A 16,185-nucleotide genomic window follows, 5' to 3' on the forward strand; every position below is an offset into this window, starting at 1 on the left:
GGATGGCGAATTACGGAATGCCGGGTGTGGCCGTCGATCGCAAGCAGGCGATGACGGTCGGCGCGGTGGCGCTGGCCATCGTGCTCGCGGTGACGGCGGTGTGGACGGTCTACCGGTCCAATAAAACCGAAGCGGGCCTGCCGATTTCGCTGCGCACCGAGCAGATCGGCGACGGCGTGCTGGTGGGCACCGAGGTGCGGGCCAATGGCGTGGTGGTCGGCAAGGTCACCGCCATCGACCCGGATCAGAAAGGCACGCAGCGGATTTCGCTGCGCCTGGACGATTCGCGCATGTTCGGGCTGGACGACAGCCTGCTGGTGGATTACGCGCCCGCCAACCTGTTCGGCATCAGCGAGATCGAACTGCGCAAGGGCGCGGGCGGTGCGCCGTTGCGCTCCGGTTCGGTCATCGACCTGACCGGGCGAAAGTCCGCCGACGTGTACGACGCCACCATGGGCTCGATTCTGCGCAGCATGTCGCAGATGGGCGGTTCGGTGCTGACCCCGCAGATGGCCTCGGTCATCGCGCAGGCCGCCGCCGACACCCAGGCGCTCACCCCGCTGGCACAGGCGCTGATCACCGCGCAGCGCACCATCGCCGACAACCAGCGAATGCCGCTGTCACAGCTGTTCGGTGAACTCGGCCCGGCCTTCGACGGCGGCGGTCAGTTCGCGGGCGCGACCGTGCAGGTCATCGATCTGATTCGCAGCATCCAGCGGTTGCAGGCCGATCGCGCCGAATACGACAGGGGCGTCGCCATCGTGACCGGGCAGCTGCTGCCCATCCTGGCGAACACCCTGGGGCAGGCCGGAACCCAGCTGTCCGGGACCACCGACGCGCTGGTGCCGCTGCTGAGCGCGCTGGCCCAGATGGTGCCCGCCCCGCAGCAGTCCTCGGCCGAATTGCGCACGCTGCTGGAGCGTCTGCGCGCCGCCATGCCCGACAACGGGCAGGGGCCGGTGCTGAATGTGGAGGTCGAGCTGAAGAGCGTGCCCGCGGTCATCGCACCGCTACTGGGAGGAATGCGATGAGTGTGAAGGCCGCGGCGTGGCGGCTGGTGTTGTTCGCGGGCGTCATCGTGGTGGTGCTCATGCTGGTGCTGACCGCCATCCAGCGGCCGGTCTCGGGTGAAACCGATTCGCACGAAGCGATTTTCACCGATGCCAACGGCCTCAAGGTCGGCGACGACGTGCGCATGTACGGCGTGCAGGTCGGCAAGGTGAAGGGCATCGAGCTGGAGGGGAACCGGGCCAAGGTCAGCCTCACGGTCAAGACCGACGCACCCGTCTACGACAACTCCAAGCTCGCTATCCGGTACCAGAACCTCACCGGGCAGCGCTATATCGATCTGCAGCAGCAGCCGCAGCCGGGTAAGGCCATCGCGGCGGGCGCGCGCATCGACATCGATCACACCGTGCCGTCCTTCGATGTGACCAGCCTGTTCAACGGCTTGAAGCCGGTGTTGCAGACGGTGTCTCCGGAGGCCATCAACCAATTCAGCGCCAGCATGGTCGCTTTGATCGAGGGCGACGGCAATGGCGTCGGCCCGGCCATGGACGCCATCGGCAAGCTGGCCGCACACGTGGACAACCGGCAGCAGGTGATCGGCACCCTGATCCGCAATATGTCGGACCTGTCCGATCGCCTGAGCGGCCGCGTGCACTACCTGGTGCCGCTGCTCGCCCAGCTCAGCAATATCTTCGAGGCGCTGCAGCAGAACATCGGCGGGCTGGCGCAATTCGCGGCGACCGCGCCGTCGGTGCTGCGGCCCATCGACGCGCTGCTGCGCACCCTCGGCATCAACAGCGGCCAGGACGTGGACACCTTGATCCGGCAGATCTTCCCCGACGGCAAGCAGGCGGTGGAGCTGCTCGGCCGGCTGCCCGCCGTGCTGGCCGCCGCGGACGCCTCGCTGCCGTCCCGGCCGTCCGGCTGGAAACCGTTGTGCAGCAAGGGGAACGCCGAACTGCCCGGCATGCTGAAGGTGCTGATCGGCGGACAGCAGGTGACACTGTGCAACGGATGAGACTGCCCCGCTTGCGATTCGGCGACGACCGCGTGATCGACGAACCCACCCGGGTGAAGCGGGAACTGCGGCGCGGCATCATCGGGGCGGCGCTGGTGGCGGTGCTGCTGCTGGGCGCGGGCGCACTGTACGTGCTGCCGCTGGGCAAGCACACCTACACCGCCGAACTGTCCGAGGCGCAGTCGGTGAAGGCCGGCGACGATGTGCGCGTGGCGGGCATCTCGGTCGGCGAGGTGAAGTCCCTGGAGCTGAAGCCGGACAAGGTGATCATGAAGTTCACCGTGGATTCCGATGTCTTCATGGGCGATCAGACCTCCCTCGACATTCGCATGCTGACCATCGTCGGCGGCCACTATGTCGCGGTGTTCCCGGCCGGTACACAAGCCCTGGGGGACAAGGCGATTCCGGCCGATCGGGTCCGGCTGCCCTACAGCCTGGTGCAGACCTTCCAGGACGCGGCCGCGCCGCTGTCGAAGCTGGACGGCAACAGCCTCAACCGCAATCTGGCGGCCCTCGGCGATTCGCTGCAGACCGCGCCGGACAGCCTGCGCACCACGCTGACCACCGTCGGCAATTACGTGGACGCGCTGGATCGGCAGCGCACCCAGGTCTCGAACGCCATCTCGGTCGCCGACGAGTACGTGCGCATGTACGACGGCGCGAAATCCGATCTCGGCCGCCTGATGGACAATGCCAACCTGCTGGTCACCGTGCTGGAGGCCAAGCACACCGAGATGGCCGAGGCCCTCCGGCTGCTCAGTGACGTGGTCGGGCGGCTGGGCGGCGCGGCGCCGGCCTGGGACGAGTCGCTGAAGCCGAAACTGAACGCCGCGCTGGAGCAGCTGGAACAGCTCGGCGAGAAGTTCGGCCCCACCCTGACCGCCGCGCACAGCCTGCAGACCAAGCTGTCGGAACTGGTGATCCCGGAGGGCGGCGTCACCGTCGACCAGTCGCGGCAGACGGTTCCGCTGCCGGCCATCTGCATCCCGGCGCCCGGAAAGGACTGCTGATGCTCAAGCGATTGCTCGCCTCACAGGCGTTCATGTCGGTCGCCGGCGCGGTCCTGGTGGTGGCGCTGGCGGTGGTCGGGTACTTCGTCTACTTCGATCCGATGAAGAAGACCCAGTCCTACTGCGCGCTCATGCCGGACGCGGTCGGCCTCTACGTAGGCAACAAGGTCACCATGCGCGGCATCCCCGTGGGCACCGTGACCTCCGTCGAATCCGAGGGCGCGAAGGTCGCGGTCGGGTTCGAGGTGGACGCGAAGTACCCGGTGTACGCCGATGCCGCCGCCACCACGGTCGCGGATTCCATTGTGGCGGACCGGAATCTGGCGGTGCTGTTCAGCGGGAAGAACACCGCGCGCTGGAACCCCGGCGACTGCATCACCAAGACGCTGACGCCCAAGAGCATCACCGAGACGCTGACCGCGCTCGCGGATCTGTCCGCGCAATTGCAGGCGGCGCAGGCCCCGGACGCGCTGGAACGCGGTCTGGGAGCGCTGGACGCGGCGACGGCGGGCGCGGGTCCGGAGATCAACGCGATCGTCAAGAAGCTCGGTTCGTCGCTGTCCGCCCCCGACGCCGACATCGGCCATCTGGCGGGCATTTTCGATGCCTTCGCCTCGGTCGGGCAGAAGGTCGAGGCGCATTGGGGCGATCTGCGCTCCATGCTGCTGCGACTCGCCCCGGCGCTGAACAATGCCAGCAGCGAATTGCTCGGTCCCGGTGCGGAATTGATCGACCGGCTGGGTCAGGCCCTGCCCATGCTCAACGATCTGGTGACCATCGCCGGTGATCCGATCATGCGGGCCCTCGACGACACCATGCCGCTGCTGCGCCTGCTGCGCGCCAATGTCGGCTCCATGTCCGAGATCATGCAGAAGCTGCCGGTGCTGACCAGCGCCGCCGAGCACATGATGGGCTCCGGCGTGACCTACGGTTCGCCGCGCGTGGCACTGTCCGCGGAGCAGTCCGAGCAGGCGTGCGCGGCGCTGAACGCGCTGCAGCCGGGCCGCTGCGCCCAGCCGTCGGACCTCGATATCCCACTGGTGCCGCTGGTGGTCGGAATGGCAGGTGCGCGATGAGGACCATTACCCTCCGTCTTCCGGCGCTGCCGAAACGCGCCCTCGGTGCGGCGGTCGCGGCGACCGCGTTGATAGCGGGTGCCGGCGGCTGTGCGTTCGATCCGTCCTCGGTGCCGGTGCCGGGCACGTCGGTTTCCGGTCCGACCTACAACATCCACATCGAGTTCGGCAATGTGCTGAACCTGCCCGCCCGCGCCAAGGTGATCGCCAACGGCGCGCAGGTCGGCACGGTTACCGGTGTGCGCGTGGTGGATTCGGCGCATTCCGGCGGCAAGGGCGGCTACGTCGTGGTGGACGCCGAGATCTCGAGCAAGGTGCAGCTCCCGGCTACGACGGTGGCCGAGCTGCGGCAGAACACGGTGCTCGGTGACATCCACCTGGCGCTGACCACGCCGCCCGGCGGTTTCGGCAAGCTGCTGCCGGACGGCGGCACCATCGGCCAGGAGTTCACCCGGCCGCCGGTGCAGCTGGAGGACACCATGGCCGCGCTGGCCGCCTTCACCCAGGGCGGGGCGGTGAATCAGTTGCAGGACATCATCAATCGCATCAATTCGGTGCTGCCCGCCGACCCGAACGAGACGCGGCGCATCGCCCAGAACGCGGGGACCAACTTCCAGGACCTGGCCGCGAATCTGGATGCGGTGGACTCGCTGCTCAACGGCCTGGGCACCAATGCCCAGGTGCTGCACGACGGTGTGGACTACCTCGATCATCAGCTGAGCCAGGAATCGGTGGACGCCATGACCGGCATCACCGCGTCCATCAACGGCGTGGCCGGGCTCTTCACCGCACTGGGCCGGCTCGGCTCCTCGCTGACCTGGCTGGAGCCGCTCGCCACCTCGGGCAATGCCGCCGCGCAAGCCTTTGTGCCGCTGGCACTTTCGGGGCAGGGCCTGGACCTGTCCAAGCCCTCGAACCTGGCGCTGCTGCTTTCCCTGCTGCGGGACAAGCTGATTCCGTTCGTGGAGCAGGGCCCGAAGGTGAATGTCACCGGGGTGCAGGCGGATTCGGTGTCCAAGGACGACAAGACGGCCGCGATTCTGTCCGGTCTGCGCGTGATCGGAGCGGTGCGATGAAATGGGGATCGCTGGCCTCCCTCGGCGGTATCGCCGCCGTCACCGTGCTGGGCGCGAGCTATCTGACCTTCGGCGTGGTGCGCGCCGATCCGTTCGCCGAATACACCCGCGCGTCCATGGTGCTGTCGAATTCCGGTGGCCTGAGCGTCGGTTCGCCGATCCTGCTGACCGGCATGAAGATCGGCAAGGTGACCTCCATCGACGGCACCGCCGCCGGTATCGAGGTCGGCTTCCGGGTGGACGCGGACCGCAAGGTCCCCACCGACAGCGTGATCAGCATCGAACAGCTCTCGGCGCTGGGCGAACCGTACGTGGAGATCCGCCCCAAGACCGGCGGCGGCCCCTACCTGCGCGACGGGCAGCGCCTGGACACCGCGAGCGTGAAGTCGCCGCTGTCCATTCCCGAGGTGTCGCGGCTGGTCAACAAGGTCATGAACCAGCTCGACCCGAAGGTGGCCGCCTCGCTGGCGAGCACCCTCGGCGCGGCCTTCCACGACACCGAATCCAGCATGCCGGCGCTGACCCGGGCCGGCGATCTGCTGGCCGCGGCCATCATGAGCCGGGAGCCCAAGATCGCGCAGCTGCTCAACAGCTTCCAGGCCGCGGCCTCGGATATGGACGGCATGGGCGCGGCCACCGCCGCCGCGGCCCCGGCCTTCCTGCGCTTCGAGAAGTCCCTGGAAGAGCTGGTGAACGCGGTCGGTAGACTGGTGGACCGCGCGCCCGGCCCGCAGGTCTATCTCGAAGACGACGGCCTGGCGCCGTTCCTGACCAAGCTGAGCGACTGGCTGCGGCAGGCGGGACCCGAATTGCAGATTCTCGCGCCGCAACTCCGCCCGCTGGTGGATTCGGCGCGCACCGCGGGATCGCAGATCAATATCAGCGGCCTGATCACCCAGGCGCTGGCCAATACCGGTGACAACGCCGTGCGCGTGCAGGTCAACGTCAAGTAGTAGAGGAAGGTATGCGGATGTCCGAGGGCACCGAACCGAAACGGGCGGTCGACGCGGAGTCCGCCGCCGAGACCGAGCCGCAGGGCAAGACCATTCAGCTGAAGGTCTCCACGCTGGCGCTCGCCGCGGCGGCCGTGGTGCTGATCGGCGCGCTCGTCACCATGACGGTGCTGTGGTCCTCGGCCCGCGGCGAACTGCGCGACCGCGATGCCCGGGCCGCCGACGACAAGCACGCCGAACAGGTCGCCACCGATTACGCGGTGGGCGTCTCGACGGTGAACTACACCGACTTCAACGCCTGGATCGCGCGCCTGCAGAAGAACACCACCCCGAAGCTGGGCGCGGCCTTCGACGCGGGCAAGGGCGAACTGCAGAAATTCATGGTGCCGCTGCAGTGGATCTCCAGCCCGACCCCGCTGGGCGCGCAGATCGTCAACCGGGACAACGGCGCGTACAAGGTGAACGTCTATCTGAACGTCAACACCAGCAATACCCAGCGCCCCGACGGTTTCGTCTCGACCGTCTATTACACGGTGAGCGTCGACCCCGAGGAAGACTGGAAGGTCACCGAGGTCAGCAGCATCGACCTGCCCCTGCCCAAGCAGTAGTCAGGCGTGGCGGAGCCGGTCCGCCAGGCGAACCGCCAGCGCCACGATGGTCAGCGTCGGATTGGCGTGCCCGTTCGTCGGGAACACCGAACTGCCCGCCACCCACAGGTTCTCCATCCCGTGCACCCGGCAGTCGGCGTCCACCACCCCGGTCCGGGGATCCGCCGACATCCGGGTGGCGCCGGTGGGATGCGCCCAGTCGGTGAGCCGCACCGGCAGCGAACTGTCCTCCCGCGCCCAATCGTGCAGCTCCGGCGGCGGGAACCCCAGCCGGGTGAATTCCCCGGCCAGCAGCGCCGCCGCCCGCCGCACCGTCCGGTCCTCCTGCGCGCTCAGCCGCCAGTTCACCCGCGGTAGCGGCACCCCGAACCGATCGGCCTTGTCGCTCAGGGTGATCCGGCTCTCCGGATCCGGCGTCTGCTCCACCATGCAGCGCAACTCCACCAGTTCCAGCTTGCGCGGCAGCCCGGTGTGATCGATGAGCCGCCGTTTGGCCCCCGACAGCAGCAGTCCCGGATTGCTCGCCACCGTCCGCGCGTCGTGCAGGTTCAGCTGCCCGCGCAGCAGGTTCTTCACCGATTCCCACGGATCGTCCTCGGCGGGCACTTCCTGAATCCACAAGGCGCAGTTCAACAATCCCTCGGCGGCCTGGATTTCCGGCGACAATGCCACGCCGTGCAGGAAGGTGTGTTTTCCGCCCCGCGTTTTCACCACGTATTTGCCGAAACGGTCGCGCGCCGCCGCGGAACCGTGCGGATCGAGCGTGCCGACCACCCCGCATCGATGGTCCAGCAGGTACCGTCCGACCATATCGTGCCGATTTCCGAGACCGGCCGGAAGTTCGCGGTTGGAGGCGAGCAATAACCGGGCGTTCTCGATTCCCCCGGCGGCCAGCACAATTCGCGCCGCATTCACCGTGCGCGGTTTTCCGTCGGCGTCGACGACGCGCAATCGGACTACCTGTCGGCCGACCGGATCGGTATCGAGGTGGACGACGTTGGCATTCACGATGATTCGCACATTGCCGGCCGGAATATCGGCCAGATGCGGCCCGAATCGCTTGCTGTCGAAGGGATCCGCGGGATCCTTGCTGATCTGCCAGAAGAACGGGCGCAGCCGGCGCCGGTCCAGATCCGGCACGGGCGGCGGCCGGTCCGCCAGCTCCCAGAAGCGATCGTCGGTGAACTGCCCGCCCGGGCCCAGCCCCAGGTGCGCGGCGGCGCGGTCCAGATACGGTTCCACCTGGTCCGGTCCGATCGGCCAGCCGGAACCGGGCACCCAGGACCGGGTCCGGTAGTCCAGGGCGTCCAGCGGGGCGCAGCGCCCGCTCCAGGTATGCGAGCTACCGCCCAGAATTCTATTGCGCGCGTTGCGATATGGCATGGCCCGCGCGGCCCCGGCATTCTCCAGGTCATTGAGTTCGTCGGTTTCCGGGGTGATTTCGAAACCGCCGCTTTCCAAAATGAGAACGCGCAGTGGCGATCCCGCGAGTTCGGCGGCGAGGGTGGACCCGGCCGGGCCCGACCCGATTACGCACACATCGGTGGTGAGTTCGCTGTCCCGGATCGAACGCAAGTCGTCGATACGCACCGGAAATCCTTCCGCACCCGCATCCACCCCCGAGACGGACGCACTTTCGGCTGACCCGCGCTCATCGTAACCGCTCAATTGCGTGGCCGGGGCGCAAGTTTCGATCAACAACCGGTCTGTGCGAATGCGCGCACATATCCCGCCGACTGCCGTATGTACATCCAGGCCCAGAACGCCAGACCCGAATCGCTGGGGCTCGCCACCATCGTGATCTCACCGTCGAAGCATTTCTCCACGATGTAGCGCGCCCGCGACACGTGCGGGGTGTAGGTGATCACGATCAGGTGCTTCCAGCCGTTCAGCTTCGCGCGCCGGCCGATCTCGCGCGCCTCGCCCTGGGTGGTCCACGGATCGGGCACGAAGCACGACACCGTGAAGTCGAAATGCCCTGCGCAGTAACGGTTCATGGCCGGATCGCCGGCCCCGGTGGAGCGGGAGATGAGCAGCTCCGGGGCGAGCCCGCGGCGCGCCAGGTCCAGGCCCAGATCGAAGCGTTCGTAGGCGGTGCCGCCCAGTACCACGATGGCGTCGGCCGGGCGCAGCGGATCCAGCTGCGGGTGCACGTAGACCGGTATCCCGGCGTAGACGATCGCGGCCAGCACCGCGACCAGGGTGGCGACGGCGGCCGCGGCGCGGCGGTACCCAGGCACACGTTCGACGATACGGCCGGTCGCGCGGGGCACGATGACCCGGTCGTTGCGATCCAGGTCACGTTCATGGCATAGTCCTCGCCTATGTGAGACGCAGTGGTCTCACATAGGTTGGGAAGGCAGAAAGTTGATCAAGCCGAAGACGGCGCGCCGCCCGGGCGCGCTACGGGTCGTGATCGCCGCGGCGGCAGTGGCCCTGACCGCGACCGGAACCGCGACCGCCGAACCCGCCGAACAGGCGCCCGTGGCGCCGGCGGCGACCATTCCCGCACCGCCGGAACTGGATCCGGGCTTCTATCACCCGGCCGCCGCGCTCTACGCGGACAAGGCCCCCGGCGAGATCATCGCCGCCCGGCAGATCAATGCCGCCAACCTCGGGCTGATCCCGCTGAATGTGGACGCCTGGCAGGTGTCCTACCGCTCCACCAACACCCGCGACGAGGCCATCGCCGCCGTCGCGACCGTGCTCAAGCCGCGCGGTTCCGCGCCGGACAAACTGGTCTCGATGCAGATCGCGCAGGACTCGCTGGGCGGCTACTGCGCCCCGTCCTACGCCGTGCAGCAGTGGTCCGCGAGCGCCCTGGTCGGGCAGATCGTCGCCCCGGCCGAATTCGCCATCTCACAGGGCGCGCTGCAGCAGGGCTGGGCGGTGGTGATCCCGGACCATCAGGGACCCGACAACGCCTATGCCGCAGGGCCTTTGGCCGGACGCATCACCCTCGACGGCATTCGCGCCACCCGCAACTTTCAGCCCATGCGGCTGACCGAGGACGCCCGCATCGGCATGTACGGCTACTCCGGCGGGGCCATCGCCACCGGGCACGCCGCCGAGCTGAAGCAGTCCTACGCCCCCGAGCTGAATATCGTCGGCGCGGCCGAGGGCGGCGTGCCGTCGGATCTCGGCACCGTGCTGAACGTGGCCAACGGCCAGGCGACCTCGGGCCTGGTGCTGCACGCGGTGCTCGGGCTCAGCCGCGAATACCCGGATTTCAAGCAGTACCTGGACAGCAATATGGACCTGCTCGGCAAGGGACTGTCCTTCGTGCACCAGGGGCTGTGCGTCCAGTACGCCACTTCGCTGCTGCCGTTCCTGAACCTGAAGGGCATGCTCGGCGCGAGCGGCGATCCGATGCAGGCGCTGGCCGTGGTGGACGTGCTGAACAAGACCCGCATGGGCAAGTCGGTGCCGGATATGCCGATGTACCTGTGGAACGCCAACCCGGACGAGGTGATCCCGGTCGGGCAGGTCAACACTTTGGTCGACACCTACTGCCAAAATCCCTCCGCCGATGTGAAATACACCCGCGAGCACTTCGGTGAGCACGTCGCCACCGAGATCTCCGGAGTCGGTCCCGCGCTGCTGTGGATGAAGGATCGCCTGGACGGCGTTCCGGCGCAGCCCGGTTGCTCCACCACCGACGTCGGCTGGCTGGCACTGGATCCGGCCGGAACGCAGCTGGTGCTGTCGACCTTCGGTGAACTGTTCGCGTCGTTCTTCGGAAAGCCGATCGGCGTCAAGTAGCGGCGGTCCATGTACAGGGCGGGCGACGGGCCGGGGGCGTCGCCCGCCCTTGGCGTTTCATTGATTCGCCTGCACACAGAACGGCCGGCCGGTATCATCGCGCGCGCTCGCTCACCACCTGGAGGACCCGTGCCCGCGAAACCCACTGCCGCCGAACTGCTGGCGACCGTCGAAGCCTCCCCGGCGGCCGTCGGAGCCCACGACAAGGCCGCCTGGGTGGGCTTGTTCGCGGACAACGGCAGCGTCGAGGACCCGGTCGGATCGCGACCGCACATCGGCCGCGCGGCCATCGAGCGGTTCTACGAAACCTTCATCGCGCCCAACGGAATCGCCTTCGACGTCACCAACGACGTGGTGTGCGGGACGACGGTCTTCCGCGACCTCACCATCGCCACCACCATGTCCACCGGCGTCACCCTGCACGTGCCCATGCACCTGCGCTACGACCTGGCCGAGGTGGAAGGCGCGCTGAGAATCGCTGTGCTGCGCGCGCATTGGGAACTGCCCGGCATGATCGCGCAGCTCATGGGCTCCGGCGTGCAGGGCCTGCTGGCCGGGGCGAAACTGGGGCCGCAGCTGCTCGGCAATCAAGGCGTCGGCGGCGCACTGGGTTTCATGCGCGGCATGCGCAGCGTCGGCGCGAACGGCAAGCGGGCCGCCGGGCAGCTGCTGGACGCCTTCGCGCGCGGCGAGGTGCCCGCCACCCGGGCCGTGCTCGCGCCCGTGCCCAAACTCGTCTGGGCCGACGGCGACGCGATGTCCCTGGAGGACTTCACCACTCGCGCCAAGGGCCTGCGCTGGAGCAAGCCCATCGCGGCGGGCCGCCACGTCACCGCCTCCGTCGAGACCCGCGCCGGGCGGGGAATCGCGCAGCTGGACTTCACCGATCGCGGCGATCGCGTCGAGGCGGTCCGAATCTTCGTCTGACGCGGCCTATCTGTCCCCGGCTCCCACGATCGCGTCCAGCGGATCGGTCTTGCTGAAGGTGGTGCCGCCGGCCGCGCCGACCACCTTCCCGTGCACGCTGATCAGCCATTGCCCGCATACGCACCGCAGGTATTGCACCGAGCGGTGGGAGGACACAGCCGTGGGGGAGGGCCAAGCGCAGGAAGGGCATTCGGCTATCACCCGTCCCATCCTGCGCGGCCGGGCGCCCACTCACCATGATCGACACGCGGCGGGCCGCAAACTTGTTGCGAATAGGTCAGTTCGGGCCCGCCCCGCCGCGGCGTATCGCGGTCGGCGTTGTGCCCCACCAGCGTTGGCAGCAGCGAGTGAAAGTCGATTGTTCCGAAAGCCCGACCAGCGAGGCGACCTGGCTCATCGGCATATCCGTGGTGGTCAGATAGCGCCGGGCCTCGCTGCGCCGCACCTCGTCCAGCAGCGTGGCGAACGATGTTCCCTCGGCCGTCAGCCGGCGCTGCAGGGTGCGCGGATGAATGGTCAGAAGCCGTGCCACGGCGCCGATTTCGGGTGCGGCGGTGCCCAGCAGCTTCTGTAGCGCGATCCGCACCTTGGGCGCGAGCGCGGTCGCCGCGCCCCCGGCCTGCTGCGCCAGGAACGCCATGGCGAGCCGGTGCAGATTCTCGTCACCACCGGAAAGCGGACGATTGGCCAGCGCGGCGGGCACCCGCAGCAGCGCGGCCTGGCATTCGATTCGCACTGGCGCGCCGAAGAATTCCTCGTACACCCGCAGCGGGGCGATCGGACGATAGGGCAGTTCCACCGAGCGCAGTCCGTAGCGCTCCTCGGTGAGACGCTGAATCGCGTGGTGCACGAACGCGAGTCCCACATCGGTGCCCTGCACCGGGGTCGGCGCGCCCGGCGTGGTCACGCCGTAGCGCAGCGCGACCACCCCGCGATCGCCGTACGGATCGGCCGCCATGGTCAGGCTCAGCGAACGCGCGTGCACGAAGAGATAGCGCGAAGTGCACTCCAGCACATCGGCGAGGGTGGGGGAGTTCCGGATGGCCAGCGCCAGCGGCCCGAGCATCTCCAGGTCCTGCCGCCGCGACATGCGCAGGCCCAGATCCGGGCAGTCCAGGCGATGCGCGGCCAATTCCATGGCGGCGGCGACGGCGTGATCGGACACCAGCAGTTCGTCGGTGTCCAGGGCTTCGACCGGCAGCCCGCAGAGCACGGCGAACTCCTCGGCATCGCCGCCCAGCTCGGCCACGGTGGCGCGGAAGCCGCGCAGGCCCGCGGATCTGATCACCGACATGTCGTCCAGAATCAAATACTTGTCGCGCAGAGTCAAGAAAGTGGGTGCAACCGCCAACAGACTGGTAGGCATGAGCGCTGTGGACACCCTCGCCGAACACCTCGATGTCGTGATCGTCGGAGCCGGCCTGTCCGGCATCGGCGCGGCCTACCGCCTGCAGTCCGAGCACCCGGGGCGCAGCTACGCCGTGCTCGAGGCGCGCGAGCGCCTCGGCGGCACCTGGGACCTGTTCCGCTATCCGGGCATCCGCTCGGACTCGGACATGTTCACCCTCGGCTACCCGTTCAAGCCGTGGCGCGACGCCAAGTCCATCGCGGACGGGCCGTCCATCCTGCGCTACATCACCGAGACCGCGGCCGAGAACGGCATCGACCGGCACATCCGCTACGGCGCGAAAGTCATTGCCGCCGAATGGGACAGCGCCGCCTCGCGCTGGACGCTGACCATCGCCCAGCGGACCGCCGACGGCACCGAGAACCGCACGCTCACCTGCAACTTCCTGTACTCCTGTGCGGGCTACTACGACTACGACCGCGGCCACGAACCGGTCTTCCCGGGTATCGAGGACTTCGCCGGTACCCTCGTGCATCCCCAGTTCTGGCCCGAGGACCTGGATTACGCGGGCAAGAAGGTGGTGGTGATCGGCAGCGGCGCGACCGCGGTCACCCTGGTCCCGGCCATGGCCGAACAAGCCGAACTGGTCACCATGCTGCAGCGCAGCCCCACCTGGATCTCCGCCGTGCCGGGGCGCGACAAGCAGGCCGACAAGATCCGCGAACTGCTGCCGCCGGACCTGGCGCACCGGGTCATCCGCACCAAGAACATCCTGTTCAATATCGGCTTCTACCAGTACTGCCGGCGGCGGCCCGAGGCGGCGCGCAAGCTGCTCACCGGGCTCACCACGCGCATTCTCAAGGATCGCGATCTGGTGGCCGAACACTTCACGCCCGAGTACGACCCCTGGGATCAGCGGCTGTGCGCGGTGCCGGACGCCGACTTCTTCAAGGCCATGCGCAAGGGCAAGGCCGAGGTGATCACCGATCACATCGAAACCTTTGTGCCGGAAGGCATCCGGCTGAAGTCGGGGCGGGTGATCGAGGCCGATGTGGTGGTCACCGCGACCGGTCTGCAACTGCTCGCCTTCGGTGGCGTGCAACTGCGCGTGGACGGTGCGCCGGTGCGGCTGTCCGACGAATTCGTCTGGCAGGGCACCATGATCAGCGGTGTGCCGAATTTCGCGGTCTGCATCGGCTACACGAACGCCTCCTGGACTTTGCGTGCCGACATCACCTCGCGCCTGGTGTGCAAGATCCTCGGCTTCATGGACCGCAAGGGTTACACCGCCGTGGTCCCGCAGCCGCAGGCCGGGCTGAACCAGCGCCCGCTGCTGGATCTGGCGTCCGGTTATATCCAGCGCTCGATCGACGCGTTCCCGCGTCAGGGCGACAAGCATCCGTGGACGGTGCGGCAGAACTACCTGCTGGATTCGCTCACCACCTTCCGTACCGATCTCGGCAAGACGCTGCGGCCCGTCTCGAAGGACAGGACCCTTCAGTCTGTTTGAAATGTCGGCGGGTGAGAATCACCGCATGAGGTTCTCCCACAAGGTGTTCGTGGCGGCCGCGGCCGCCATCGTCCTCGCCCCGCTGCCCGCCGCCGTCGCCGCACCCGGCTCGGGCGGCGGCGCGGCCGGAAGTGGTTCCGGCGCATCGGTTTCCGCCGCCACCGGCTCCAGCGAGGTGCCGACCGCCCCCGCGAGCAGCGCCACGCTCATCCTGGCCTACTCCTTCGGCAACCGGATGCCCGCCGGCGCGGACCCGGACCGCACCATCGGCGAACCCGGCCCGGTGAACGAGGAACTGGCCGCCGCCGTCATGGCCGCGCGCGGCGACCGCAACACCCCTGTCTACGCGCAGACCGAGATCGCCCAGGTGCTGCGCACCCGCTACGGCCTGACCGACGTGGTCGCCATCGATCCCGTCCGCGATGCCGACGGCAAGCTGATCTACCTGTCCACCGACGGCGTGGCGGCGAAGGTCGCCGAACTCCGCGGCGGCGCTGCCGCCGCCGACCGGGTCGCCGTGGTGGCGTTCCAGGACCACCTGTGGCGCGCCACCGCCACCACCGCGAAGCGCGGCTTCACCGCCTTCGCGCCCGAGGGCGTCACCATGCCCAGCACCTACGACCCGCAATCGGGTCAGCTCTGGACCACCAGCGCCCTGCTGTACATCCCGACCGACCTCCTGGGCCGCCTCGCGCTGCTGCGCTGAACCGCGTTCCGGCACCGCCCACGGCGAGGACGAAGATCCGGCGACGCGCCGGGCGGGGTCGCGCGAGGCTGCTCGGCGTGTGCGGACCGGCGGTGCCGGCTGCCACGCTGGCACCGTGACCCTCGAAATTCGCCCGCTGATCACCGCTCCCGAGTCGGAGTCGCGGCCGGGGCGGTGCCGGTCGTTGCCGTCGCGTTCCCGGCCGGGTCCGCAATCGCGGGCGGCGCGGAATCCCGCGGTGCGAAAGGCTTTGCCGCCGCCGGCGGTGGGGCGGTGCGTATTCCGGCCTTCGCAGGATGGCGAAGAGGCGGCGGCCGGCGAAGGGGATTCGCGGGCAAGGAAATTCGCGGGGGCGGCACTGCGGGCGGCTTTGGAGACCCTCGACGGGCGGCGTTCGGTGATGCAGTTGACCGCCCTCGCCGACCGCTCGGTCTTGGCGGCGATTCACACGCTGTGCACGGCGGATGCGGTCCCGGGCCGCGAGCTCGGGCCCGCGTCCCTCAGCAGCGTGAATGTGATCATGTCGGACCCCCGCACCGCCGAAGTTTTCGCCGGATACGATCGCGGAAGTCGGCATTTCGCACTGGCCGCCCGCATTCTGCGCGGTCGTTCCGGGTGGCGGTTGACCGCATTCCGAGTGCGCTGAAGACCGTCTGGTCTCTCCGGTAATAGCAGAATTGCCTGATCTCCCGGAATTCCAATCGCGCCTGGTTTGAAACCTCACTGCTGCGGCATTAGCATTTCGGCGAATAGCGGCACCTCTACGTGGAAGGGCAGTCCATGGCGAAGAAAGTCACCGTAACTCTGGTTGACGACTACGACGGCGAATCGAAGGCCGACGAAACCGTCTTTTTCTCGATCGACGGGAACGAGTACGAGATCGACCTGTCGAACAAGAACGCCGACAAGCTGCGGGAGTCCCTCGAGCCCTGGACGGAGAAGGCGCGCAAGGTCGGCCGCTCCACCAAGCGCAAGGCGGGCGTGATCGCGGGCGGGCGCACCCGCCCGGCCGTGGACCGCGAGGAGAGCACCGCGATCCGGGAATGGGCGCGGGCCCAGGGGCACCAGGTTTCCTCGCGCGGCCGTATCCCGGCCGAGATCGTGGACGCCTACCAGCGCGCCAAGAAATAACCCACCGCATTCCCCGGAGGGCGGCGGAAATTCCGGGCGCGGGCGACCATCG

Annotated in this window: 17 protein-coding genes; 13 read left to right on the forward strand and 4 right to left on the reverse strand. The window is 68.3% G+C overall.

From position 1 onward, the window contains the following. Nucleotides 1-2 precede the first annotated feature (2 nt). Genes LTV02_RS36345 through LTV02_RS36375 form a run of 7 tightly spaced genes read left to right on the forward strand, consistent with a single transcriptional unit; the run spans nucleotide 3 to nucleotide 6,749 of the window. Entirely contained in the window at nucleotides 3-1,031 is a 1,029-nt protein-coding gene (locus LTV02_RS36345) for an MlaD family protein (RefSeq protein WP_233036044.1), read from the forward strand. Next, entirely contained in the window at nucleotides 1,028-2,026 is a 999-nt protein-coding gene (locus LTV02_RS36350; protein ID WP_233036045.1) for an MlaD family protein, read from the forward strand. The genes LTV02_RS36345 and LTV02_RS36350 overlap by 4 nt, the downstream gene beginning before the upstream one ends. Continuing rightward, complete coding sequence (locus LTV02_RS36355; protein ID WP_233036046.1) at nucleotides 2,023-3,036, forward strand: MlaD family protein; 1,014 nt, start codon at nucleotides 2,023-2,025, stop codon at nucleotides 3,034-3,036. The genes LTV02_RS36350 and LTV02_RS36355 overlap by 4 nt, the downstream gene beginning before the upstream one ends. Further along, a complete protein-coding gene (locus tag LTV02_RS36360) occupies nucleotides 3,036-4,112 on the forward strand; it encodes an MlaD family protein (protein WP_233036047.1) in 1,077 nt (358 codons plus the stop codon). Before LTV02_RS36355 ends, LTV02_RS36360 begins: the two co-directional genes overlap by 1 nt. Then, nucleotides 4,109-5,188, forward strand: a complete 1,080-nt coding sequence (locus LTV02_RS36365) for an MlaD family protein (RefSeq protein WP_233036048.1) — start codon at nucleotides 4,109-4,111, stop codon at nucleotides 5,186-5,188. The genes LTV02_RS36360 and LTV02_RS36365 overlap by 4 nt, the downstream gene beginning before the upstream one ends. Beyond that, nucleotides 5,185-6,141, forward strand: coding sequence for an MlaD family protein (locus LTV02_RS36370; RefSeq protein WP_233036049.1), 957 nt, complete (start codon nucleotides 5,185-5,187; stop codon nucleotides 6,139-6,141). The genes LTV02_RS36365 and LTV02_RS36370 overlap by 4 nt, the downstream gene beginning before the upstream one ends. Nucleotides 6,142-6,158: 17 nt before the next feature. Beyond that, nucleotides 6,159-6,749: a hypothetical protein gene (locus LTV02_RS36375; protein ID WP_233036050.1), complete on the forward strand. Its 591-nt coding sequence runs from the start codon at nucleotides 6,159-6,161 to the stop codon at nucleotides 6,747-6,749. Here the strand turns inward: LTV02_RS36375 and LTV02_RS36380 are convergent, their stop codons facing one another. Together LTV02_RS36380 and LTV02_RS36385 are read right to left on the reverse strand one after the other, a co-directional pair. Beyond that, a complete protein-coding gene (locus LTV02_RS36380) occupies nucleotides 6,750-8,339 on the reverse strand; it encodes a GMC oxidoreductase (protein ID WP_233036051.1) in 1,590 nt (529 codons plus the stop codon). It abuts the gene before it with no gap. Between the two features lie 104 nt (nucleotides 8,340-8,443). Beyond that, complete coding sequence (locus LTV02_RS36385; protein WP_408639446.1) at nucleotides 8,444-9,001, reverse strand: YdcF family protein; 558 nt, start codon at nucleotides 8,999-9,001, stop codon at nucleotides 8,444-8,446. Nucleotides 9,002-9,116: 115 nt separating this feature from the next. Here LTV02_RS36385 and LTV02_RS36390 point away from each other — a divergent pair, with 115 nt between their 5' ends. Both LTV02_RS36390 and LTV02_RS36395 read left to right on the forward strand, forming a co-directional pair. Beyond that, on the forward strand, nucleotides 9,117-10,511 hold the full coding sequence (locus tag LTV02_RS36390; RefSeq protein ID WP_408639317.1) for a lipase family protein: 1,395 nt from the start codon (nucleotides 9,117-9,119) through the stop codon (nucleotides 10,509-10,511). Between the two features lie 129 nt (nucleotides 10,512-10,640). After that, nucleotides 10,641-11,438 (forward strand): nuclear transport factor 2 family protein, encoded by a 798-nt coding sequence (locus tag LTV02_RS36395; RefSeq protein ID WP_233036053.1) that lies wholly within the window; start codon nucleotides 10,641-10,643, stop codon nucleotides 11,436-11,438. Between the two features lie 6 nt (nucleotides 11,439-11,444). Here LTV02_RS36395 and LTV02_RS36400 read toward each other — a convergent pair whose 3' ends face one another. Together LTV02_RS36400 and LTV02_RS36405 are read right to left on the reverse strand one after the other, a co-directional pair. After that, the gene (locus LTV02_RS36400; RefSeq protein WP_233036054.1) at nucleotides 11,445-11,594 is read right to left on the reverse strand and encodes a hypothetical protein; all 150 of its coding nucleotides are present in this window, start codon (nucleotides 11,592-11,594) and stop codon (nucleotides 11,445-11,447) included. A gap of 121 nt (nucleotides 11,595-11,715) precedes the next feature. Then, nucleotides 11,716-12,732, reverse strand: a complete 1,017-nt coding sequence (locus tag LTV02_RS36405; protein ID WP_067715650.1) for an AraC family transcriptional regulator — start codon at nucleotides 12,730-12,732, stop codon at nucleotides 11,716-11,718. Nucleotides 12,733-12,802: 70 nt separating this feature from the next. On the opposite strand from LTV02_RS36405, the gene LTV02_RS36410 reads away from it, so the two are divergent. The 4 genes from LTV02_RS36410 (at nucleotide 12,803) to LTV02_RS36425 (ending at nucleotide 16,133) form a co-directional block, all read left to right on the forward strand. Continuing rightward, a complete protein-coding gene (locus tag LTV02_RS36410; protein WP_233036055.1) occupies nucleotides 12,803-14,296 on the forward strand; it encodes a flavin-containing monooxygenase in 1,494 nt (497 codons plus the stop codon). 25 nt (nucleotides 14,297-14,321) lie between these two features. Beyond that, entirely contained in the window at nucleotides 14,322-15,002 is a 681-nt protein-coding gene (locus LTV02_RS36415; RefSeq protein ID WP_233036056.1) for a hypothetical protein, read from the forward strand. Between the two features lie 115 nt (nucleotides 15,003-15,117). Then, the gene (locus LTV02_RS36420; protein ID WP_233036057.1) at nucleotides 15,118-15,648 is read left to right on the forward strand and encodes an Rv3235 family protein; all 531 of its coding nucleotides are present in this window, start codon (nucleotides 15,118-15,120) and stop codon (nucleotides 15,646-15,648) included. Between the two features lie 134 nt (nucleotides 15,649-15,782). Next, a complete protein-coding gene (locus LTV02_RS36425) occupies nucleotides 15,783-16,133 on the forward strand; it encodes a histone-like nucleoid-structuring protein Lsr2 (RefSeq protein WP_233036058.1) in 351 nt (116 codons plus the stop codon). The last annotated feature ends 52 nt before the right edge of the window (nucleotides 16,134-16,185 follow it).

The organism is Nocardia yamanashiensis (genome assembly GCF_021183565.1).
GTDB lineage: Bacteria > Actinomycetota > Actinomycetes > Mycobacteriales > Mycobacteriaceae > Nocardia > Nocardia yamanashiensis.